This is a genomic window from Halovenus aranensis (genome assembly GCF_900100385.1).
In the GTDB taxonomy this organism is placed as follows: domain Archaea; phylum Halobacteriota; class Halobacteria; order Halobacteriales; family Haloarculaceae; genus Halovenus; species Halovenus aranensis.
On the sequence record NZ_FNFC01000009.1, the window covers coordinates 136,806 to 157,795 of the forward strand.

General features: G+C 63.8%; 24 protein-coding genes. 10 read left to right on the forward strand and 14 right to left on the reverse strand.

What is annotated here, in order from left to right:
* The first annotated feature begins 196 nt into the window (after positions 1–196).
* The 3 genes from BLR34_RS10670 to BLR34_RS10680 are packed head-to-tail and all read left to right on the forward strand — an operon-like array spanning position 197 to position 2,317.
* Positions 197–973 (forward strand): inositol monophosphatase family protein, encoded by a 777-nt coding sequence (locus BLR34_RS10670; protein ID WP_092702816.1) that lies wholly within the window; start codon positions 197–199, stop codon positions 971–973.
* 52 nt (positions 974–1,025) lie between these two features.
* Entirely contained in the window at positions 1,026–1,793 is a 768-nt protein-coding gene (gene minD / locus BLR34_RS10675) for a cell division ATPase MinD (protein WP_092702818.1), read from the forward strand.
* Positions 1,790–2,317: a DUF8054 family protein gene (locus BLR34_RS10680; RefSeq protein ID WP_092702820.1), complete on the forward strand. Its 528-nt coding sequence runs from the start codon at positions 1,790–1,792 to the stop codon at positions 2,315–2,317. The genes minD and BLR34_RS10680 overlap by 4 nt, the downstream gene beginning before the upstream one ends.
* Here BLR34_RS10680 and BLR34_RS10685 read toward each other — a convergent pair.
* From BLR34_RS10685 to BLR34_RS10725, 9 genes are all read right to left on the reverse strand, one after another.
* Positions 2,314–2,544, reverse strand: a complete 231-nt coding sequence (locus tag BLR34_RS10685) for an HTH domain-containing protein (protein ID WP_092702822.1) — start codon at positions 2,542–2,544, stop codon at positions 2,314–2,316. The genes BLR34_RS10680 and BLR34_RS10685 overlap by 4 nt on opposite strands.
* Before the next feature lie 25 nt (positions 2,545–2,569).
* On the reverse strand, positions 2,570–3,124 hold the full coding sequence (locus tag BLR34_RS10690) for a DUF7261 family protein (RefSeq protein ID WP_092702824.1): 555 nt from the start codon (positions 3,122–3,124) through the stop codon (positions 2,570–2,572).
* A complete protein-coding gene (locus BLR34_RS10695; RefSeq protein WP_092702826.1) occupies positions 3,121–3,534 on the reverse strand; it encodes a DUF7262 family protein in 414 nt (137 codons plus the stop codon). Before BLR34_RS10695 ends, BLR34_RS10690 begins: the two co-directional genes overlap by 4 nt.
* Entirely contained in the window at positions 3,527–4,198 is a 672-nt protein-coding gene (locus BLR34_RS10700; protein WP_092702828.1) for a DUF7263 family protein, read from the reverse strand. The genes BLR34_RS10695 and BLR34_RS10700 overlap by 8 nt, the downstream gene beginning before the upstream one ends.
* Positions 4,195–4,653 carry a DUF7266 family protein gene (locus BLR34_RS10705; protein WP_092702830.1) on the reverse strand — a complete coding sequence of 153 codons (459 nt, stop codon included), beginning with the start codon at positions 4,651–4,653 and terminating at the stop codon, positions 4,195–4,197. The genes BLR34_RS10700 and BLR34_RS10705 overlap by 4 nt, the downstream gene beginning before the upstream one ends.
* Complete coding sequence (locus BLR34_RS10710; RefSeq protein WP_092702832.1) at positions 4,646–5,359, reverse strand: DUF7289 family protein; 714 nt, start codon at positions 5,357–5,359, stop codon at positions 4,646–4,648. The genes BLR34_RS10705 and BLR34_RS10710 overlap by 8 nt, the downstream gene beginning before the upstream one ends.
* Complete coding sequence (locus BLR34_RS10715; protein WP_092702834.1) at positions 5,359–7,260, reverse strand: type II secretion system F family protein; 1,902 nt, start codon at positions 7,258–7,260, stop codon at positions 5,359–5,361. Before BLR34_RS10715 ends, BLR34_RS10710 begins: the two co-directional genes overlap by 1 nt.
* On the reverse strand, positions 7,257–9,473 hold the full coding sequence (locus BLR34_RS10720) for a type II/IV secretion system ATPase subunit (RefSeq protein ID WP_092702836.1): 2,217 nt from the start codon (positions 9,471–9,473) through the stop codon (positions 7,257–7,259). The genes BLR34_RS10715 and BLR34_RS10720 overlap by 4 nt, the downstream gene beginning before the upstream one ends.
* Before the next feature lie 159 nt (positions 9,474–9,632).
* On the reverse strand, positions 9,633–10,589 hold the full coding sequence (locus BLR34_RS10725) for a winged helix-turn-helix domain-containing protein (protein ID WP_092702838.1): 957 nt from the start codon (positions 10,587–10,589) through the stop codon (positions 9,633–9,635).
* A gap of 104 nt (positions 10,590–10,693) precedes the next feature.
* Between BLR34_RS10725 and BLR34_RS10730 the strand changes: the two genes are divergently transcribed.
* From BLR34_RS10730 to BLR34_RS10740, 3 genes are all read left to right on the forward strand, one after another.
* Positions 10,694–11,950: a M20 family metallo-hydrolase gene (locus BLR34_RS10730; protein WP_092702840.1), complete on the forward strand. Its 1,257-nt coding sequence runs from the start codon at positions 10,694–10,696 to the stop codon at positions 11,948–11,950.
* 68 nt (positions 11,951–12,018) lie between these two features.
* The gene (locus tag BLR34_RS10735) at positions 12,019–12,402 is read left to right on the forward strand and encodes a hypothetical protein (RefSeq protein WP_092702842.1); all 384 of its coding nucleotides are present in this window, start codon (positions 12,019–12,021) and stop codon (positions 12,400–12,402) included.
* A 60-nt stretch (positions 12,403–12,462) separates the two neighbouring features.
* Positions 12,463–12,927, forward strand: a complete 465-nt coding sequence (locus BLR34_RS10740) for a CopD family protein (protein WP_092702844.1) — start codon at positions 12,463–12,465, stop codon at positions 12,925–12,927.
* Here the strand turns inward: BLR34_RS10740 and BLR34_RS10745 are convergent.
* Positions 12,924–13,214 carry a DUF7521 family protein gene (locus BLR34_RS10745; RefSeq protein ID WP_092702846.1) on the reverse strand — a complete coding sequence of 97 codons (291 nt, stop codon included), beginning with the start codon at positions 13,212–13,214 and terminating at the stop codon, positions 12,924–12,926. The two genes, BLR34_RS10740 and BLR34_RS10745, sit on opposite strands and share 4 nt — an antisense overlap.
* A complete protein-coding gene (locus BLR34_RS10750) occupies positions 13,211–13,585 on the reverse strand; it encodes a transcriptional regulator (protein ID WP_092702848.1) in 375 nt (124 codons plus the stop codon). Before BLR34_RS10750 ends, BLR34_RS10745 begins: the two co-directional genes overlap by 4 nt.
* A gap of 136 nt (positions 13,586–13,721) precedes the next feature.
* On the opposite strand from BLR34_RS10750, the gene BLR34_RS10755 reads away from it, so the two are divergent.
* From BLR34_RS10755 to BLR34_RS10765, 3 genes are all read left to right on the forward strand, one after another.
* A complete protein-coding gene (locus BLR34_RS10755) occupies positions 13,722–14,816 on the forward strand; it encodes an asparagine synthase C-terminal domain-containing protein (RefSeq protein ID WP_092702850.1) in 1,095 nt (364 codons plus the stop codon).
* 416 nt (positions 14,817–15,232) lie between these two features.
* Positions 15,233–15,508, forward strand: coding sequence for a PadR family transcriptional regulator (locus tag BLR34_RS10760; RefSeq protein WP_092702852.1), 276 nt, complete (start codon positions 15,233–15,235; stop codon positions 15,506–15,508).
* Positions 15,509–15,593: 85 nt separating this feature from the next.
* On the forward strand, positions 15,594–16,937 hold the full coding sequence (locus BLR34_RS10765) for an aspartate aminotransferase family protein (protein WP_092702854.1): 1,344 nt from the start codon (positions 15,594–15,596) through the stop codon (positions 16,935–16,937).
* Here BLR34_RS10765 and BLR34_RS10770 read toward each other — a convergent pair.
* A complete protein-coding gene (locus BLR34_RS10770) occupies positions 16,934–17,401 on the reverse strand; it encodes a hypothetical protein (protein ID WP_092702856.1) in 468 nt (155 codons plus the stop codon). The genes BLR34_RS10765 and BLR34_RS10770 overlap by 4 nt on opposite strands.
* Before the next feature lie 72 nt (positions 17,402–17,473).
* Positions 17,474–18,262, reverse strand: a complete 789-nt coding sequence (locus BLR34_RS10775) for a TSUP family transporter (protein WP_092702858.1) — start codon at positions 18,260–18,262, stop codon at positions 17,474–17,476.
* Positions 18,263–18,369: 107 nt separating this feature from the next.
* Between BLR34_RS10775 and coaBC the strand changes: the two genes are divergently transcribed.
* A complete protein-coding gene (gene coaBC / locus BLR34_RS10780; protein ID WP_092702860.1) occupies positions 18,370–19,521 on the forward strand; it encodes a bifunctional phosphopantothenoylcysteine decarboxylase/phosphopantothenate--cysteine ligase CoaBC in 1,152 nt (383 codons plus the stop codon).
* A 7-nt stretch (positions 19,522–19,528) separates the two neighbouring features.
* Here coaBC and BLR34_RS10785 read toward each other — a convergent pair whose 3' ends face one another.
* Positions 19,529–20,926 carry a PAS domain S-box protein gene (locus tag BLR34_RS10785; RefSeq protein WP_092702862.1) on the reverse strand — a complete coding sequence of 466 codons (1,398 nt, stop codon included), beginning with the start codon at positions 20,924–20,926 and terminating at the stop codon, positions 19,529–19,531.
* Positions 20,927–20,990 lie beyond the last annotated feature (64 nt).

Sequence of the window (20,990 nt, forward strand, 5' to 3'; positions counted from 1 at the left end):
GAGGTCCAACATCACCACTGTCCGGACTGCGGCAGTTTCGATATCCGCTGCTCCAGGTGGGTTCAGGAGTAGGACACCCGACGCACCACAGTGCCCGCACGGGTCGGCAACAGTGGCGGGCGACGTGTATTATTTCCAAACTACGGCTTCTGCTGTGGACCGACAGGTGTTTTAATCTCTCGATAAACTGTCGTCTATGTCACAAATACCGGATATCGAGGCAGTTGCCAGCGCCGCCGTTCACGCCGGCGGCACAGAGTTGGCAAGGCGGTACCGCGCCGGTGACGATGCAGGGACCTACACCTCCTACGACGTAAAGGCAGCAGCCGACGAGGCCGCCGAAGCGCGGATGCTCCCGGTCATCCGCCAGGCGTTTCCCGACCACCCGCTCGTCGCCGAGGAGGCTGGCGTCTTCGAGGGAAGTGGGCCCTATCAGTGGATTGTCGACCCGCTGGACGGGACGAACAACTTCGCCACAGGGCTCCCGCTGTTTGCGTCGGCCGTCTCCGTTCGGCGTGACGGCGACCCGGTCGTAGGCGCAGTCCGCCAGCCGGTGACAGACGAGACGTACCTGGTCCGGGAGGGAGATGGCGTCCGGTACAACGGCGAGACAGTCACGGCCGAGCGCTCTGTGCCCCTCGATTCGGGGACGGTCGCGTTCATCCGTGGCCGGAACGTCCCCAGAGACGAGACACTGTCTCAGCAGGCCGGCGCAATCGAGCAGGCTGTCGGGGCCGAGGTGAAACGAGTGTGTGCTAGCTGGGCACCCACAGTCCACTCCGGACTGTTCGCCCGCGGCCGAATGCAAGGGCTGGTGCAGTTCCACCCAGACGAAGAAGAGCAAGCGATTACCGAACTCCTCGCGGTCGAGGCCGGCGGCGTCGTCCGCCGAGACGGGCCCCTGTTCGTTGCGGCATCTACCGAGGCAGATCTGGAGAGGCTCTGGAACTGTCTCACTGTGGTCCACGGGTAGCCACGCCCGGCTGATGCAAGCGTTTATGCCGGAAGCGGCGGCAACGAGGACCATGGTCGAGGCGTTCGCGGTCGCTTCCGGGAAGGGTGGGACCGGCAAGACCACGACGACGATGGCACTCGGGATGGCGCTCGCCGAGGAGTACGATGTGACGGTCATCGACGCCGACACGGGGATGGCGAACGTGCTGTTTCACGCCGGATTGGCAGCCGTCGAGACGACACTACACGATGTACTCGCAGGCAAGGCAACCGTCGAGGAAGCGGTCTACGACAGGTTCGGGATGACGGTCGTGCCGTGTGGTACGTCGCTCTCCGGGTTCAAAGAAGCAGAACCCGAACGCCTTCGGGATGTCGTGGCCACTCTCGCGGCGGAGACTGATATCATATTGCTCGACTCTCCAGCGACGCTCGGGAGTCGCAGTGCCGTGTTGCCAATCGTGCTGGCGGACCGTCTCATCGTCGTCGTCCAGCCAACAATTCCGTCTCTATCAGATGCGATGAAGGTACAGGAGTACGCGACGACATACGGCACCGGCGTCGCCGGCGTCCTGTTCAATCGCGTCACCGACGACGCCGCAATCGACGACATCGCCCCGAAGGCCGAGCGATACTTCGAGGGCGAGACGTTGAGTACTGTCGCCGAGAGTGAGACAGTCCGGGCGGCACGCCGCGCGGGGGAGCCACTGCTTGCGTATGCGCCCGACTCGCCGGCCGCCGAGGCCTACCGGCAGGCCGCCGCGTCCCTCTCGGTCCAGGCTCGTGACGCCGGCACTGTCGCAGACCGATTTCGGAGTGCTGTCATTCCCGACGAGCTATGAACGTCCCACAGGGTCGCCTGCGCCGCCAGCGGGTCGTCACGGACCTGACGACACCGCTCGAACGCGCACTGGACGACGAACTCACCGGCTACATCCGCCTCGAACCGCAGGATACGCTCTTGCTCGACAGCGAGGGCGCTGGCGTCCTCACCTTCGACCGTGGGATACCGAGACTCGTCTATCACACCGGGACCGACAACGGTGGGACCGCCGCACTTACTGATATCGCCGTCGCCGGCCCCTGTCGGGTCGAGCTGTACGAACTCGACCGGGACGCACTCGATGAGATTCAGGAGACGCCCGAACTCGCTGTCGACCCGGGAGCCCCCGCCGAACAGCTCGCTGGTGACCGCGACCTCGCATGCCGGACACGAGAGCGTGCGCCCGAAGACGACACAGCTACCGACCCCGACCACGACGCTGTGTCGGCCTTTCTCGACGACGAAGAGCGTATCGCAGAAATCAAAGATGCCGCCAGAGCCGAGGCCCAGTCGCGGGCGAGCGACTGGGGATTCGATATCTAGACGTGGACCGGAATCCACCAGACGCGGCTGCGCGCTCCGACAGTCTTGCTAGTCAGGTCCGTCTCTGATTCGAGGTCGTGGAGCTTGTTCAGTGCTGTTCGGCGCGAACAGCCGAGTTCGTCGGCGACCTCAGTTGCGGTCAGCGGCTCGGCGTAGTCCTCGCGCGCTTCGAACACCGCGGTCACGTCTTCGAGGCCGTAGGTCGTCTCTCTGCCGTGCTCACTCATGGCCCACGGTTGCGTCCCCACTGACTTATGTTTCGGGCTCGCGTTCGACTGTCAGCGTTACCGAGAGTTCGCTGTCCGGCGTCGTTATCACGAGGTCGAACGCGACGGCGAGGATATGTGTCCGGCCGTGCCGCTCCTGGACGACGACGCCGGTGTCGCTGTCACAGTCGCCGAACTGCCTGTTTGGCCCAGCGAGGCAGTTGTCGGATTGCCACGCCGTCGCGTGTGTCTCGTTGCGAGTGATAGCATAGACGTGTCCATCGTGTATGCGGCTCGTCTCCAAGCGTGTGACAGTCTCGTTTAGCCGGTCTGTGATAGCTTGTACAGCACCGTCTCGGTCGGTCCAGCCGTAGTCTTCGGGTATCCCGACAGACGCGTTGTGAAGGGCTCGCTCCAGTACGCCCTCCAGTTGCTGTCCCGGCTGTTGGTCCAGGCGGTGTACGTCCTCGTCGTAGCCGAGTTGCAAGTATGCGACGCTGAGCGCGACGAGCGCGAGCGCCAGGGCGAGCGCGGCGACCAAAACGAGTTGTCCCCGGTCACGCCACGGCCTTCTGGTCACATCGTGAGAGCGACCGCTCATGCGTACCACACCCTGAGCGTTACGTCACCGTTGGTGGTCAAGACAGTCGCCTCGCCAGTTGCCACGTCGTCGGGAAGCTGGTGTCCGGCCGTCCCGTGTGCAGTCTCGACCCGGAACAGCACGTGGTCGGGAAGCGTCCTGTCGATGCGTCGCACCAACTCGTCGCGCTCGCGGTCGAAGGCGGCTTCTGAACTGGCAACCTCCGCGAGTCGCGTCTGGTCCTGGTGTCTCGGTGCCTCGTTTGACAACAGCGTCACCGTATCTGTCGCGTAGATATCGAGTTGGGGCTGGGACTGGCCTGCCTCGCCTGCGGTTCCGAGTGCGAACGTGAACAGGATGCTCAACACCAGTAACACGCCCAGCCCGGTCTCGACGACGGTAATCGACGCCTGTCCTCGGTCGCTACGCATCGACGGTCACCCGTAGTGTCGTCTTGGTCGTGTCGGCCGGCTCGTAGGCGATACGGACACTTCCCGCGTCGAGGACACCGACAGCGTCGAAGCGAAGGGTCGCCGTCTCGAACGGTGAGAGTGAGACTGTGAACGTGCCACGAAGGCCGCTTGCGTTCGAGAGAACGACGCGACCGTTTGCGAACATGCGTTCGACTGTCGTCCCAGCGGGCGGAGCGATTGTTAGACGCACCGTCGACGTTCGGCGAGGAAGTGTCGCAGTACGACTGTTGTCGAACGCTGGCTCGATTTGGGTCGTGGTCCGGCGCTCGACGAGGACGAGTCGCTCGACCGTGGTTCCGTCTGTCATCGGTCCCGTCTGGAGTATGGATTCCTCGCCGAGCGCAAGTCGGACGGCTGCTTCGTCGGGAAGGTTGTATCGCGTGCGGAGCTGTGTCTCGTCGAGTGCCCTGAGTGTGCCGTTGGCGACGACGTTTCTGCGTACGGTGTGTGGAGCGTCGCCACTTACCAGTCGCTCAGAGAGCGTTCTGGCGGTCTGCTGTTCGAGCGTCTCACGCTCGGCAGTGGTGAGTGAGTTGTTGGCGACGACGACGCCGGCAACGGTGACACCAGTCAACAGGAGGAAGGCGACGCCAAGAGCCACCAGTTCTGTCTGTCCCCTCATTGTTTGTCTCCGAGCCCCAGCGTTCGGTTCGCCAGCGACCCACTGACCTCGATGACGACCCGACCGCCGCTGACTGTGCTATTCTGAGGCGTCACAGCCGGCGGAAGCGAAAGGTGTGTCTCGCGCTCGATGGCACCGTCAGGGTGGACCAGTGCGAGTGTGCTGTTCGAGAGTTTTAGCCGATACTCGTCGTTTGCTATCGTCTCGGGAAGTGTCAGCGTTGTCTGTCTCTCGACGCTCCCGGCAACTGCGGGCGGTGCACGCTCGATTTCGCCGGCCGCCGTTGCAAGCACTCGCTCGCTCAGCTCTCCGCCGGCACGCGTCTCGTAGGCGGGAACGACGCCGCCGAGCAGTGCGGTCGTCATTCCGGCGATGTAAAGCGTCGCCAGCCCGATTGCGAGCGTCTTGCTGACAACTGGCGTCATCCCGCGACTAGCAGTCGAGAGCTTACCCATCCCGTACCTCCAGATTGAGGTCGTGAACAACCAGATAGCCGGTCCGCTCTGTCGGGAACGTCGCTACTACGCTCCCGTGCTCGTCGCCAGAGAACTGTCGACGACTCGTCGTCGCGTTCTGGCGTTCGAAGTATCGTTCGAGCGGACCAGGAGTGGCCGTCTCGATTGCGACGGCGAAGTTCCCGCGGCCGAGAGCGGTCCGGTCGTGTGTCACATTCGTTCGAAGTGTCACACTGATACCGCCGTCAGCACCGACCGACCAGTGGTCTGTTCCGAGGATGGGGGCGCCGACGACAAGCACCTCGTTCGTTTCCGAGGTCGTTATCGGCGGCGCACGTTCGAGCCACGCGCTGGTACCGGCGCGCTGGATGACTGCACCGGCGACGCTCGTGACCTGCCTGTCACCGCTCTCGAAGACGAGAGCGTCGACCGCAAGCGTCTGCTCGACGCTGCCGCCGTCGAGAACACGAAGCGTCCGCTCAGTGGTACTGAGTTGTCCATTCGCGAAGTTCACACGGTCAGTCTGGACTCCCGTTCGCTCGATGACTTCACTGGCATCGCCGAGGTCGGCTGCGACCCGCGTTCCGTCGGCGTTTGCAGACTGTGACTCGATTACTGTCCCGACCCCGGCGGTGAGTGTCCCGAGCGCGACGACACCGAAGCCGAGGATGAGCACGAACCCGACGATGTGAGATTGCCCGCGCATCAGACCACCCCCAGCCCTGTGAACACAACGTAGGTGATTACCACGAGCAGACCAGAGTGGAGCAGCGCCTCGTATTTCCCGCGGCTCGCCATCCCGGCAAACCAGCCACACGCAAGCACTGTCGCCTGCGTCACGAGATAGAACCGCTCGCGGTCCTGTGCCGGGTCGATAGCAGCGGGATTTAACGACGTGCTGCTGGTTGACTCCGCGACGCCAGAGAGCTGTGAGAACCCGTCGAGTACCGTCGCGTTGACCGCAACAACGACACCCACCACGAGCAGCGCAGTCGTCCAGCCGACGGCGACGTACACCATCAACTGGGAGCGTAATTCCTTGCGTTCGTGATAGAGCCGTCCGATTTCGGTCTCCAGTGTCTCGAAGACTTTCTCGGTGTTGCTCCCTGCCGAGAGTGCACCCACGACCAGACCGACCGTCTGTGAGGCAAGCGGCGTGCCGACCCGGCCGACAAACCGGTCGAGTGCCGCCGCTCGTACGTCGTCGGTCTCGTCGACACTCGTCGTCAGCCCGAGATTGAACGCAAGCGCCTCCACGTCAGGTTGGAGCGGGCCGAAGTCGACATCCTCGGTGACCCGTCGGACGGCGGCCGGAAACGGCAGTCCGAGGCTGACGTGGCCCGACACCGCATGAATGAAATCTTGTATCTCCCTGTCTTTGGCGTCGTCGAGACGCGCCCGCCGGCTGGCGACGGCTCCGACAGGCACCCCGTAGACTGCGTAGCCGAGCAACGCAACGTCAATCGGCTTGTAGCCTAGCGACCAGAGCACACCGACGGTGAACGTAGCCGGAGCGAGACAGACGAAGGCCGCGCTCGCGGGGTTTTCGTGTGCCGTCCTGAGCGTATCGCCGACGGTTGTCGGACGCTGGTACGTCGGCATCGCGTGGTCAGTCGGCCGGAGCGCGGCGACGGTCAGTGCCGTCGCTAATCCCATGAGCAAGACGAATACGGCAGCAGCGTACACCAACACCTCCCGGTAGGTGAACGCTCCGAGCGGTGTCGATACCGACGTATTGAGTTCTGGCGTGAAGACGCTCGCGACGGTCAGAATGAGGACTGCCAGCGCGGGGAAGACGAGCATTACGACGAACAACTCCGCGAGTAATTCCATGTAGCCGCTGGCGCGCTGGTGGGCTCGCTGCTGGCGCTGTGAGAGGAGACGGCCCTCCATTTCGAGATAGCCTTCGAGAGAGTCACGGCTCTGGCCGGCGTGCTCTCTGAACTTCAACAGGAACGGCGCGAGTACGTCTCGCGAAGGCGTATCACGAGCGACCGTCGTGAGTCCCTCGTCGAGGTTGCCGGTCAAGGCGGCCTTGTTGAGTATCCGCCGGAAAGCGTCGGCGGTCGCGCCGTAGGCATCCTGGCCGGCGACCTGCTGGAGCATCTCCCGCTGGTCGTTACTGCCAGAGGCGAGCACCCGGAGGTATCGGACTGCTCCCGGCAGCGTCCGTTCTATCTCGGCCCGCCGGGCCGCCGCACGACGACTCAGGTAGAGTCGTCCCGCCCTCAAGACGAGCCAGCGACCGGCGACCCCGACGAGAGCCCCGAACACGGCCCCAACGTAGAGTCTGGGCACCGCAGGGACGCGAACCTCGTTGAGAACGGGGACGCCGTCGCCGAGAACGTCGAGAAAGGCCGCCGTGAGACCACTTGGTGCCAGTAGCGTCGTGACGAACAGCTGTGTGGCAACCAGCAGACCGACCGTCCAGGCGAGGCCATAGACGCGAGCGATATAGAGGTCGAAGCTCGTTTCCAGTCCGGCGGCCCGGTAGTGCTGTCTGTCCGTCGCGTGGGCCTGTTCGTCGGCGTGGCGTGAAAACAGCGCGTACAGCCCCCTATCGAGTGCGCCCAGGTGACCGTTCAGCCCCTCGCGCACGCCGGTCATCGGTCCGCGTCCACCTCCCGTGTCTCCCGAGTGGCTGCCTGCCGGGAGAGGCGTTCGACTGTTGCGGCCTCGTTTGTCTCCAGGTCGGCAAGCAACTCGAACAGTGCGTCGAAGTCGTCGATATCTTCCTGTACCATGTGTTTCACGTACCGGTGTTTACGCCGGAACTCGTCTCGGACTGCCTCGGGCGACCGGTCGGTCAGGTGACCGAGTCGCTCGAAGGTCGACACACTTGCGTCGTTACCCGCGAAGGCAACGTTGAACGTTCCGGACTCGTCGTGTTCGAGGACAGTGTTCCAGTAGATGGTGGTGTCACTCTTTTCGATGCGGCCACAGTCAGCGGCGTCGTCGAGTTGCTGGAACGAGTGTTCGTCGAGCAGTTCGATTACACGGCCGACATAACGGTCTCCGTTGATGCGCCGCGGGAAGACAACGAGGTCGATTTCCCGGAGCAGGTAAGGCGGTAGCTCCTGCTCGATGACGCGGTTGACCAGCGTCTCGATATCGCCGGCGTGCGTGGTACCGATGAGGCCGTGGCCGGTATTGATGCTCTCTGCGAACGTCTCGAAGCTCGCGGTGGTGTTCACCTCGGCGATGACCTCGACATCTGGGTTGAGGTAGTTACATTCAGTCATCAAGTCGGCCATCGTGACCTGCTTGTGTTCGTTTTCGTGGTCGCGCGTGGTGAGCGAGACGCCAGTCTCGTGTGGTAGCTCTACCTCGCGCGAGCCCTCGTCGATGCTGATTGGGCGGTCCTCGAAGCCGATAAACGGCATATGGGCGTTCATCAGCGTCGTCTTGCCGGCCCCAGTCGGTCCCGAGAAGAGGACGACGCCGTGGTGTTCGTAGTAGAGCCACAGCAAGGCGACGAGTTCAGTCGGAAGGGAGCCATTGTTGACGAGGTCGACCGGCGTCAACACGTCTGTCGACTGCTTGCGAATCGAGAGATGTGGGCCGTCCTCGCTGATAGTCGGGAGTGCAACCGCACACCGAATTGTCTCGTCGACGCCCGGCGGGCTGAGATTGACTTTCGCGCTCGGCGTGCTCGAACTCAGCTCCGTCCCGTCGCTCGCTGCGAGCTGTGTGACCACGTTGACGAAGGCCTGTTCGTCCTCGAAGCGGAGGTTCGTCGGGACGCGCTTTGCGTCGGCGTCTCTGGGAATGACCTTGATGCGCTCGCCGACGCGGTTTGCTTCGATGTCTTCGAGTGTCGGGTCACGAATCGGCACCGTGAGCTGGCCGTAGCCGACGTAATCCCGGAGCACGTAGTAGACGAGGTCGTCGAGCCTGTCGTCGGCGTATTTGCGTTCGACCGGCGGGACAGCGAGGTCGTACTCGGCCAGGGCCGACCGCACCCGGTAGGCCAGCGCGTCCACCCACGCTCTGGTGTTGCGACGGTGGAGTCTGCGGGAGAGAATCGCCTCGGCACGTTCGCGGACGAACGCGACCTCGTCGTCGATGACGCCGTCGACAGCTGTCTCCCAGAGCCGTTCTTTGCACTCCTCGATGAGTTGCTCGTCGCCGGGCAACAGGTCCGGCTCCCGGACAGCGTACTTGCGCTCGAATGGGTCTCTGCCGAGGACGTTCTCTCTGTAGCGAATCACGGGAATCTCGAAGCCGTGAAAGGAAACGGTATACTGTGCGATACGCTCGCTCGCGAACCGCTCGATAAACGCCGGGTCAGCCGGGAGACTCGTCGCCGCCGGCGCGTACTTTTCGGTGTGAACGACGATGCCCGATTCGCCGGCGTCTGCGACCTCGATGCGGTCGTCGAGTGCGTACGGCGTCAGGTCGCCGAGGCAGGCGAGAGACGCGAGCGCGTGATACGTGATGCGCCGTCGGCTGGGGGCAGACCCCTCGACCAGCCGGCGAGCCACCCGCTCGTGTTTGTGCGCGAACCCCTCGTCCATCACCTCGGCGGCCCCTTCCCGGGTTCGTGGCCGTTCGAGGTGTGCGTCCGCGAAGTGACTCTCGATGCGCGCCAGTTGGTCCTCGTCACGCGCGGTCAGGACCGGTTCGCGTACGCGGTACTCAAACTCCCCGTCTTCCTTACACAGGGTTACGACGACCCCCGGGTGAATCTCGTCCTGTGCCTGTACCCCGTCTGCGTACCACGCCTCCGGGTCGTCGGGCGGGAGCGGCGGTGGAACCAGTGTCTCCGCCCCCAGGTCCCCACCCGGCGGGTCCGCAAGTTCGAGACTCGCGTCAGCCATGCTGGCTTCTGGCACCGCTTTCGGACTTAAATCTTAACAATAATACCCGCGTTTATATTTTGTATAATTATCAAATACAGACAGCCGACACGACAAAAAGAGAAGAGAGCGTCTGTAAACCAGTATCTCAAACGCCCGCGAGTAGAGGAACTGCAGCCATCAGTCCCGCCGGGGCGTGTCGATCACCTCGAGTGAACGGTTCACCCGCAGCGTGAGTTGCTCGTCGCCGACAGCAAACGTAAAATCGGCGCGGAAGGGCTCCGTCGAGACGATGTCTTCCTCGTAGTCGTTGAGGACGGTGTCGAGGTGGTCTGGGTTCTCCGGAGCGAGTGGGTTCAGTCCCTGCTCAAAGAGGAATGCAGGCAGTTCAGGCGTCGCGAGCAGGCCCCAGGCAGCGCCGGTCCCAGTCGAGAAGATACAGTTCGTACAGTGTGCGGTCAGTCTGACCGCGAACGTACTCTCACAGGCCGAGCAGACACCGTCGTCGCCTTCGTGGGTAGCGCAGACCGAGAGGTCACGGGTCACGGTGGCCGAACACCGCGGACACAGCCCCGCGGCGACAGCGACCAGTTCGAGGTTCGCCCACGTCTGTGCCGCCCGGTAGACCGCTGTCGGAGACCGACCGTCCAGCCCCGCCGGAGGGAGTGGAAGCCGACCCATGTAGCCCGAATCGGCCTCGACGGGGCCACCGACCCGCCCCCACGAGCGGTCCCAGCGGCTCTCACACGACGGGCAGTAGACCTCGACGCTGCCGTTTTGCCATTCGATTTCGAGGCGTCGGTCACAGTCGGTACAGCGCTGTTCGGTCGCCGTCCGCTCCAGACGGGGCTCGTCGGTGACGGCCCCGGAGAGAATTGCCTCGACGACCCGTTCGCCGGGGCTGGCGAGTGCGTACTCGTCGTCGACCTTGTGGACGAAATGGCCAAGTAGCTTGTCGAGGTGGTAGTTGAACTGGGCCGAGTCCGAGAGGTCGAGTCGCTCGTACAGCTCAGAGAACGCGAGGGACTCCTCGGCAGCGCCGAGTTCGCGGAGAATCCGCACCCGCGTCTCACTTCCCAGCGCGCTGAAGGCGTCGTCCGGCGACAGTCGGGTGGTCTGTGTACCCTCGTCTGACATACAGAGTGGTTCGTCTCTGCATACTAAAGTTTCCCGTAGATACAGGTCGACAGAGCGACAGATGGAGCTCAAACGTATATCCAACACGCCACCCAACAGGGCGTATGGACGTCGACGAGGCACGGCTCCGGGAGAGGCTCGACACGAACGGCAAGTTCGGACAGATAGACAGCGAGACCGGCCGGGGCCGAACGGTCCTGACCGGCTCCGAGGCCGACCGGCAGGCACGCGAGCATCTGGTCGAGGAGATGGAACAACTCGGCATGGATGTCCGCGTCGACGCTGTCGGCAACATCGCCGGGCGATGGACGCCCGAAAGCGCCGACCCCACGGCCGCGCCGGTCGCAACGGGGAGCCATCTCGATTCGGTTCCTCGTGGTGGTATCTTCGACGGGCCGCTGGGCGTCTACGGCGGGCTCGAAGCCGTTCGGGCGATTCGTGACTCGGACCGCGAGCCGGCCCGCCCAATCGAAGTCGTCTCCTTCACAGAGGAAGAGGGAACCCGCTACGTCGGCCTGCTCGGCTCGTCGGTCGCAGCCGGCCAGCGCTCGGTCGAGGAGGCGCTCGCGCTGGAAGACGACGACGGCACCACACTCGAAACACGCTTAGAGCGTATCGACTTCCAGGGCGAGGGACGACTCGACGCGAGCCGGTGGGAGGCGTGGCTCGAACTCCACCCCGAGCAGTCGACGGAGCTTGAGGAGGCTGGCTGTCAGGCTGGAGTAGTGTCTGCGATTACCGGACTCGAACAACACAGCGTCGAGTTCGTCGGCGAGGCCAACCACGCCGGCGGCACGCGCATGCCCGACCGACGGGATGCACTCGTCGCGGCGTCGACGTTCGTCACGGATATCGAACGCGCCGCGCGGGAGGTCACCGCCAGCGGTGACTCCTTCGCGGTTGCGACCGTCGGCAGCATCGACGCCGAGCCGAACGCGACGAACGTCGTCCCCGGTCGCGTCGAAGTCGGCCTCGACATCCGTGATACCGACAGCGAGACGATAGCGGCGCTTCGTGACCGCGCGAAACAGATTCTCGCCCGCATCGAGGACGAACACGGCGTCGAGACAGCGTTCGGCGAGCGCCACGGGACAGCGCCGGCGGCGATGAGCGAGCGCTGTCGAAGGGCGCTCGACCGAGCGGCCGAGCGCCACGGCGTCGATACCCTGTCGCTGCGCTCGGGCGGTGGCCACGACACGATGAACGTCGCCAGGGTGACCGACGCCGGACTGCTGTTTGCGCCCTCGCGCGACGGCATCTCACACTCGCCCGCGGAGTGGACCGACCCGGCCGATTGCGCGGCCTGTACGCGTGTGCTGGCAGAGGCACTGGCAGGGCTGGCAGGGGTTGTCCCCTCGTGAACACGACAACCCGTCTGGACGGGAGCGTTCGGAACAGCTAAACGGACAGAATCGAACTGCAAAGACGTATGCAAGAGATACCGAACCCGGAGGAGTACGCCTGGGAGTTCGAGAAACGGGGCAGTGTCGGCATCTGGTTCATGGACGGCTGGGACGGCTTTGCAGACGAGGACCTGGAAGCCGCGAGCAACCACTACAGAGAACGTGGCAGTCGCGACGACATCGAGGCGACCGTCGCGGTGTTCGGCGACAAGACGAACCTTGCGAGAGAGACCCAGGAGTACATGGGCGAGGAGTGGTCCGAGAACGGGCGCTACACCGGCGTCGACAAGATTGGGTTCGTCTCGGAGGGGATTACCGCGATGGCAGTCAAATCCCAGCTCGAGGTTCCCGGTGCCGAGGTCGAGGACTTCGACGACCTCGACAGCGCGCTCGACTGGGCACAGGAGTAACGCGGTGCCAGGCCGACAGGAACCGAACGACATATTTGAACGGCCTCGAAACCGCGGGATATGGAACCTGTCGAAGTCGCTGCATGGGTCGCTCACTCACTGTTTTCTGGCGTCTGGACCGGGAGCGTCCTATTTCTCGCACTGGCCGTGTTGCCGCTTGCCCGAGATGGGTCGCTCAACGCCGCGCCGCTCGAATCGCTGGTCGGGAAGGTCAAGACGATTTCCCGCGTGAGTGCACTCGCGATGTTGCTCACCGGCGGACACATGGCTGGCACCAAGTACACGAGCGAGTCGCTGTTCGAGACCGAGAGCGGGTGGCTCGTCCTCACGATGGTCACGTTCTGGTTCCTGCTGATGGCGACCGTCGAAGTCGGTGGCTCGAAACTCATCGACGGAACCGAGCGTGACAAGGTCCGCGAGCCGGCAGCAGCGGCCCGGCCGTTTCTTCTGACAGCGTCGGTGTGTGCTGTGGCGCTGCTGGTGACGGCGGGACTGATTTCGGCCCGCAACCTCGGCTACTTCTAGGGACGGGTCGTATACAGCGAGTAGACGATGATGAGAAAGCCAACGGCGATGAGGGCACTCTCGATGACCAGTCCGGTCTGAAACCCGGCATCGAGCAACTGGTCGACGACACCGGCGAGGAAGGTCCCGAGCGTAACGAAGCCGAACCCGAGCGCGAGCGCACCGAGTGAGCGCGAGTGTGTTCGGTTGTACGCCCGGTAGGCGAGATACGTGATGAGACCACCCAACACCAGCGTCAACGTCTTGAACCCGATGATGAGTGTCGTGACCGTAATGTCGTAGCTCATGTTTCCTTTCGAACCTCCGACCAGAGTTCTGCGAGCCGTTCGTCGGCGCTCCGGGGCGTCCGCGCGATATCGACCTCGAATTCGTTGTCTTCCGAGAGGCCCAGCGAGACTGCCTCGAAGGCGAGCACGTACTGATTGGCGTGCTGTCCGTCGGGGCGAATCTCGACGCCCTCTTCGAGGAGCGTCGCCTCGGTCAGCTTGTCGAGTTTGCGGTACGTCGTCGACAGTGGTATCTCTGTTGCTTCGGCTATCTCGTCGGCGGTCATCGGCTCGGTGAGGACAGCGACGATTTTCCGGCAGTCCTCGTCGTGCAACGCATCGAGGAGCGGCTCTAACTCCGGGTCGTCGTCCGCGATCGAGTCACGGACCATCTATCGTCAGGTTCGTCCCAACGGGGTTAAGTCTTCATGAGTGCCGACCCGGGGGACCCCCAGACAGGAAGGCGACATCGGCGTCAGACCCGTCGGACCGTACCCCTTTTGTCTGTCTCTACACAACGGGGTAGCTATGACACTTACCGGAACGACGGCGGCTGTCGTCGAGACGGCAATCGAGAGCCGCGAGGCGCTGCCGGGGACCGCCGGGTTCGCCGGCGCGCTGGAGGGGCGGCTAGTCCGGGACGTACTCGGCCGATATCCCCTCTTTTTCGACCCCGAGAACCCCGCGGCCTGGAGTCACGACCCGAGCGCGCTCGCCAGAGCCGAGCGCCTCCCCGCGGGCGCCGTCCACGAGAACGGCGAGACGCGACAGGTGTGGACGCTCCCGGAGCCCTCGCCCGCCGACAGAGCAGACGCTGTCGACAGCCTGCGTGACAGCCTCGAAGCCACGCTCGACGGTATCGACCGCTCGGGGCTTGCTGTCGCTTTTTCAGGCGGCGTGGATTCGGCACTGCTTGCGGCCGCTCTGGACGTAGAGCTGTACACAGTCGGATTCCCCGAGAGTCACGACATCGAGGCGGCACGCTCTGCCGGGGACGCACTCGGTGCGGACCTGACCGTGCTCGAACTCGACCACGAGACGCTCGAAGCCGCTGTCCCCCGGGTCGCGAGGGCAATCGGGCGGACGAACGCGATGGACGTCCAGATTGCCCTGCCGCTGTTCGTCCTCGCCGAGCACTGCCGGGAGGCGGGCGTCGACCGTCTCGCGCTGGGACAGGGCGCCGACGAACTGTTCGGTGGCTACCAGAAGGTCGCGCGTGCGCCCGACGACCACCGCGTCGAGGCCGACACAATCCGGGGGGCTCGTCGCGAAGTCGTCCGGACGCTGCCCGGCCAGCTCGAACGCGACTGGCTCGCTCTGCGGGCCGGCGGTGTCGACCCCGTCACGCCGTTTCTCCACGACCGCGTGGTCGCAAGCGCGCTGGCGTTGCCCGAGGCGGCGCTGGTCTCCGACGAAACGCGAAAGCGCGCGCTTCGCCGCGTGGCGACCGACTGGCTCCCCGATGAGATTGCCTTCCGAGACAAGAAAGCCCTCCAGTACGGTAGCCTCGTGGCTCGCGAACTCGACCGGCTGGCACGGCAGGCGGGGTTCAAACGCCGGATGGACGACCACGTTAGACAGTACATCGAACAGACGCTCAGGGACACGCAGGACACGGCCTGAACTGTCGGTCTCGATAGAATAGTCCTGACAGTTCGATGCGATACCACACACGGACAGAAAACAGTGCCCAACTGCGTGAACTGTTCCGAAACGTATCCACAGATTGAATCGGGACGACGACGGATTATATTCGTCCGTGAATATGCGTCGATGTTGCCGCTGTGAGCGGCGAACATGCCATCATACAGAAAGAACAGAATGTGGTGGTACGGTATGAGTAACAGGCGACAACGGCACTGTCAGCAGGAACGCGACACGGCGGCCGTCTTCGAAGTATATCTTGACTGGACAGAACGGTGCGTTCCACTCAACTCACCCCGCGACTCTGCCGCGAGTACGGGACGTATACTGCCCGGATGTGTTCTAAACGAAACATTCAATATATTCAGACAATAATATGTAAGTGGAGAGTACGAATGTACGACCTGACAGGATTTCAGCGCGACTTGCTGTACGTCATCGCGGGGCGGGAAGAGCCACACGGGCTCGCAATCAAAGAAGAACTAGAGGAGTACTACGAAAAAGAGATTCACCACGGCCGCCTCTACCCGAACCTCGATACGCTCGTCGATAAAGGGCTCGTCGAGAAGGGACAGCGCGACCGGCGGACAAATTTCTATAGTTTGACACGTCGTGGCGACCGCGAAATCGAGGCGCGTCGCGAGTGGGAATCGCAGTATATCGACGCCTGAGGCGGCTGGCTTTCTGTTTCGGGGCCGGACGGGGCGCGTGTCCCGAATCGGCAGGGCTTATATTCACGCTGTGCCTGCTAGCGATATGAACCGAGACAGTGTCGAGCCGGAGGTGACGACGGTTCCCGGTGACATCGCAGAGCAGGTCGCCGAGTACCACCACGAGAACGCCGCAACGTCGACGTACGTTTGCAACTTTGCTTGGGATTACAACGCGCCTGCAGAAGGGCCGTTTTGTACGGATGTTGATGGAAACGTGCTGCTCGATTTCGCCGGTCACGTCGGGGCGGCACCACTTGGATACAACAATCCGAAGGTGCTCGACAGGCTGGAGGAGTTCGACCTCGTCGACCCGATGAAAATCGCCGGCCAGGACTTTTATCTTCCCGCCGAAGGCGTCCCCGAGAGCGACGCCAGCATCCCCGGTCCTGCAGACCTGATGGACCGGCTGACCGATATCTCCGGCCAGTACGGCATGGACCGTGTGTTCCTCTCGAACAGCGGCGCAGAGGCCGTCGAGAACGCGCTCAAAATTTCCTTCGACAACAGTCAGGGTAAGTACACGATAACGACCGAGGGGGCCTTCCACGGCCGAACGCTTGGCACGCTCTCGCTGAACCGCTCGCGGTCGAAGTATCGCCGTCACTTCCCCGAAATCGACGGCGTCCAGGATATGCCCTACTGTACCAACGCCTCCTGTGACGCCGAGAGCTGTGACTGTGGCTTTTTCTTCGACGACACGTCGGCCCTGCGTCGGATGCTCGACCCCGAGACGGGGTACGTCGCCGCCGACGAGGTCGCCGCGCTCGTGATGGAACCGTTCCAGGGCGAGGGTGGCTACCGGCCGCCAAGCGAGGCGTTCATGGACGAAATTGCCGAACTCTGTGACGAGCACAATCTCACGCTCATCGCCGACGAGATACAGTCGGGGATGGGCCGGACCGGTGAGTGGTGGGCATCCGACCACTACGCCATCGAGCCCGACGTCATCACCAGCGCGAAGGCGCTTCGCGTCGGTGCGACCATCTCCACCGAGGAAATCTTCCCCGACGACCGGGGGCGCATCTCCTCGACGTGGGGTGCCGGCGACCTGCTTTCCTCCGCGCGAGGTGTCGCCACAATCGACGCCATCGAGGAGTACGACCTGCTCGACAACGCCACCGAGCGCGGCCGGCAGATGCAGGAACTCCTCGCCGAGTTCGATATGCCCGGTGTCATCGACATCCGTGGCAAAGGCCTGATGCTCGCCGTCGAGTTCGACTCGAAGAGCCGTCGGGACGCGATTCAGGAGGAGGCCTTCGCTAACGGACTGTTGACGCTTGGCTGTGGCAAGCAGACGCTGCGGATGCTCCCACCGCTCGACGTGACCGAGCGCGAAATCCACCTCGCGGCCGAGATGCTCGCCGACACCGCCGAGTCGGTCGCCTAGTTCTCTGTCTGACTGCCCCGCGCTCGGGACCGGTCCTGCTCTTCGAGACCGTCGACTGGCTGCCAGAGCGCACACCAGTCCTGTGAGTAGATGCCGCCTTCGACTGCCGCACACGCGCCGATGGTGGTGTCGGAGGAGTCAGACGAGTCGAAGTTGTTCCCCGGACAGAAGAACTGACAGTTCGCACAGAGTTCGATGAAGCCGCTGTCGCCCGTATAGTTCGGGTGAAACTGGTAGTCCACGTTCTCTTTGGCGGTCAGTCCGTCGGGGTCGCGCTCTATGCCCATCGTCGAGACGCAGTTCTCTGCTCCCTCCGGGAGCGGCCGCTCGCGCGTGTCTGCCAGTTGTTCGTTTTCCGGCCCGCCACCGTCGCTGCCGAGACATCCCGCCAGCGCCGTCGCCGACAGGGCTCCAGTCGTGGTGAGTAGCCGACGCCGTGAGAGTGCGCTGCTGTCATCGGACATAGAATATTGTTTGAGTATCACAACATAAGTAATTATGGTGCGGCCGTTTAGCAACCCGTTTCGGCCACCCTCTCACCCGAGGAGACCCAGCCCGGCTCCGACGAGTCTGAGGCCGATGACCGTCAACAGTCCGAGGACGACGCCACGGCGGGCGCGTTCACCGACGCGGGCGCGGAGTCGCTGTCCAACCGCGACGCCAGCGACCGCCGGCACGACAGCGGCGACGGAGACAGCCAGCACACCCCAGCCGGGATAGAGCCCGAGAGCCCCCGCCATAGCGACGCGAACGGCGTTGAGACCGAGAAAGACGAGTGCGACGACGCCGACAAACAGACCGTGTGAAAGGTCACAGCCCCGGAGGAAGGCGACCAGTTGCACCCCGACGTTCGTCCCGCCGAACAACAGCCCAGAGAGCCCGCCGACGCCGGCCATCGCGGGCGTCGTCTCGACGAAACAGCCCTCGCGGGCGCGGTTTAGTCCCGGAACGGGAACAAACGGTTGCGCGCTCGCGACAAAGCCCAGCGAGACAACGCCGAGCAACAGCCGGAGCGGCGATTCGGGCAGGACATCGATAGCCGCCATCCCCGCGACCGTGCCGAGAACTGCCGACGCGAGCAGGGGGGCAAACCGCCGTCCACAGCTTCGGAGTTCCCCGGCAGAGAGCTCGCCCACCAGCGAGAGGTTGACTCCCAGTATTGGGACGATCATGAACACGACTGCGGTCGCTGGCGCCACTGCTGTCGCCAGCGTCATCGTGCCGACGAGCGCGAACCCGAACCCCGCGAGGCCGTTGACCGCACCGGCGACGAAAAGTAACGCCGTGAGCCCCGCCAGAAACTGCGGCGTGAGTGGGAGTGACACACCCAACAGTTCGCTCAGGCCTCACAAAAGCGTACCCCGGACTGGAGCCGCGTCGACACACCCGATGGAACTGGATGTTTAAGTGGCCACATCACGGCAGTAGGAATATGCTGGATGGAGTCAAGGTGGCACTGGGCGTGACCGGCTCGATTGCGGCGGTCAAGACCGTCGAGTTGGCACACGAGCTCCGCCGACAGGGTGCCGAGGTCCGGGCGGTGATGACCGACTCGGCCCAGGGTATCATCCACCCCTGGGCGCTCGAATACGCGACCGAGAACCCCGTCGTCACGGAGATTACCGGGGCCGTCGAACACGTCGAGCTCTGTGGCCGTGAGGGGTGGGCAGACCTGCTGTTGATTGCGCCGACGACCGCAAACACCGTCGGCAAGATGGCCGCCGCAGTCGACGACTCGCCGGTGACCACCTGCGCGACGACTGCCTTCGGCGCCGACGTGCCCCTCGTCGTCGTGCCGGCGATGCACGAGCCGATGTACGACCACCCGGGCGTGCTCGAGGCGCTCGACCAGCTCGAATCGTGGGGCGTCGACTTCGTCGACCCGCGCATCGAGGAGGGGAAAGCCAAAATCGCGACCGAGGACGCCATCGTCACGGCCGCCGCACGCGCGACTGGCGCCCAACCGCTGGCCGGGCAGACCGTCATCGTCACGAGCGGCGCGACCACGGAGTCGGTCGACCCGATTCGGACGCTTTCGAACCGGGCTTCGGGACAGACCGGTCGCGCGGTCGCCAGGGCCTGTGTCACCCACGGCGCGGAGGTCGTCCTCGTCCACGACGGTCCCGAGGTTCCGTGGGCCGACACCGTCGCCGTCGAGAGCGCCGCCGAGATGCGCGACGCTGTCCTCGACCGCGCCCCCGAAGCCGACGCTCTCGTCTCGGCGGCGGCTATCGCCGATTACACCGTCGAGGCCGCAGACGAGAAAATTCGCTCCGGGCAGGACCTCGCACTCGACCTCGAACCGACGCCTAAGCTCCTCGACGCCGTCCGGGAGAGCCACCCCGAGTTGGCACTCGTCGGCTTCAAAGCCGAAACCGAAGGCGACGAGGACGCCATCGTTGCCCAGGCGCGTGCCCTGCAGGACCGCGTCGGCCTCGCGTTCGTCGTCGGAAACGACGCAGGAGTGATGGGTGCCGACGAGACGACTGCACTGGTCGTCGACGGCGACGACGTGTGCGAGGTTACGGGCTCGAAACAGGCGCTCGGCGCGGCCGTCGCCGACCGTCTCGCAGCCGTCTGCTGAGGACGCCTCAGCGCGGCTCGATATCGACGCCAGAGAACTCGAAGCGTGCACCGCCCGCATCGCCGTCGACGATATCGACATCCCAGCCGTGAGCCTCGGCGATTCGCCGGACGATAGTCAGACCGAATCCCGTCCCGCCGGTCGCGGAGCTAACGCCGGGCTCGAACACCTCTGCTCGTTCGTCCTCGGGGATTCCCGGCCCAGTGTCCTCGACGTAGAGACAGTGGTCGTCGGTGCTGCCGACGGTGATGGTCACGTCGTCGCCGCCGTGTTCGACTGCGTTCCGAAAGAGGTTCTCGAAGACGTGTTGCAGCCGGCTCCGGTCGCCACGAATCGTGATGTCGTCGGCGATATCGATTGTCGCCGATTCTGTCGAGACGCTCTTCCAGCAGCCCCCCACCAAGTCGACCAGCGGTATCGGCCCGGGGTCGGCGACGATCTGACCCTGTCTGGCGAGTGTCAGCGTATCGGAGATGAGTTCCTCCATCCGGTCGAGCGAGCGGACGATTGGGTCGAGGTGCTCGCTTTCACACTCCTCAGCAAGCAGCGTCGTCCGGGCCTGTGCGACGTTCAGCGGGTTTCGCAGGTCGTGGGAGACGACGCTCGCGAACTCTTCGAGCTGTTCGTTCTGGCTCCGGAGTTGGCGTTCGCGCTTGACCCGGTCTGTGACGTTTCGCGTGATGCCGATAATCCGAATCACCTCGCCGTCCGAGAGGACCGGAGCGAGGTTTGTCTGCCAGAATCGCGCACCAGTCTCGACGGGGAGTTCCTCTTGATACGTAATCGGCTCGCGGGCCCGGGCACACCGCCGGTAGTTGGATTCGACTTCGGCCCCGAGTTCGTCGCCGAACACCTCGGTCGGCGTCTTGTCTACCACCTCCTCGCTGGTCAGCCCCGTCTGTTCCTCGTAGGCGTCGTTCAGGCGCTCGAACCGAAACTCGTAGCCCGCCTCCGTCGCCTCGACAGTAACGTAGAAGATGCCGTCTTTGACCGCATCGAGTAACCTCGTGTACTCGTCTGCGAGGTCCTCGTACTCCGCTGCCCGGCGTTTCTGCTCGGTGATGTCGCGGCTGTTCACCAGAATACCGTCGATTGTCTCGTCGTCGAAGCGGTTTTGCAGCGTCGCCTCGACCCACCGCCAGGAGCCCTCAGCGTGACGGAATCGGCTTTCGACGACCTGCGTGTCGTCGGGATTGGCTTTGAGGCGCTCGATTGCGTCGGCGACTGTCTCCCGGTCGTCTGGATGTTGGTACTCGTAGCCGACTTCGCCGACGAGTTCCTCGGGCTCGTAGCCGAGGACCTCCCGGACGGACGGACTCACGTAAGACATCTGCCCGTCGGTGTCGATGATAGTCGCCATGTCGGCGGATTCCTCGACGAGCTTCCGGTATAAATCGTTACACATGTTCTACATACAGTTCACAGAAACATAAAGAAACGCACGAATCACGCGGAGCCAGCCAAGTGAT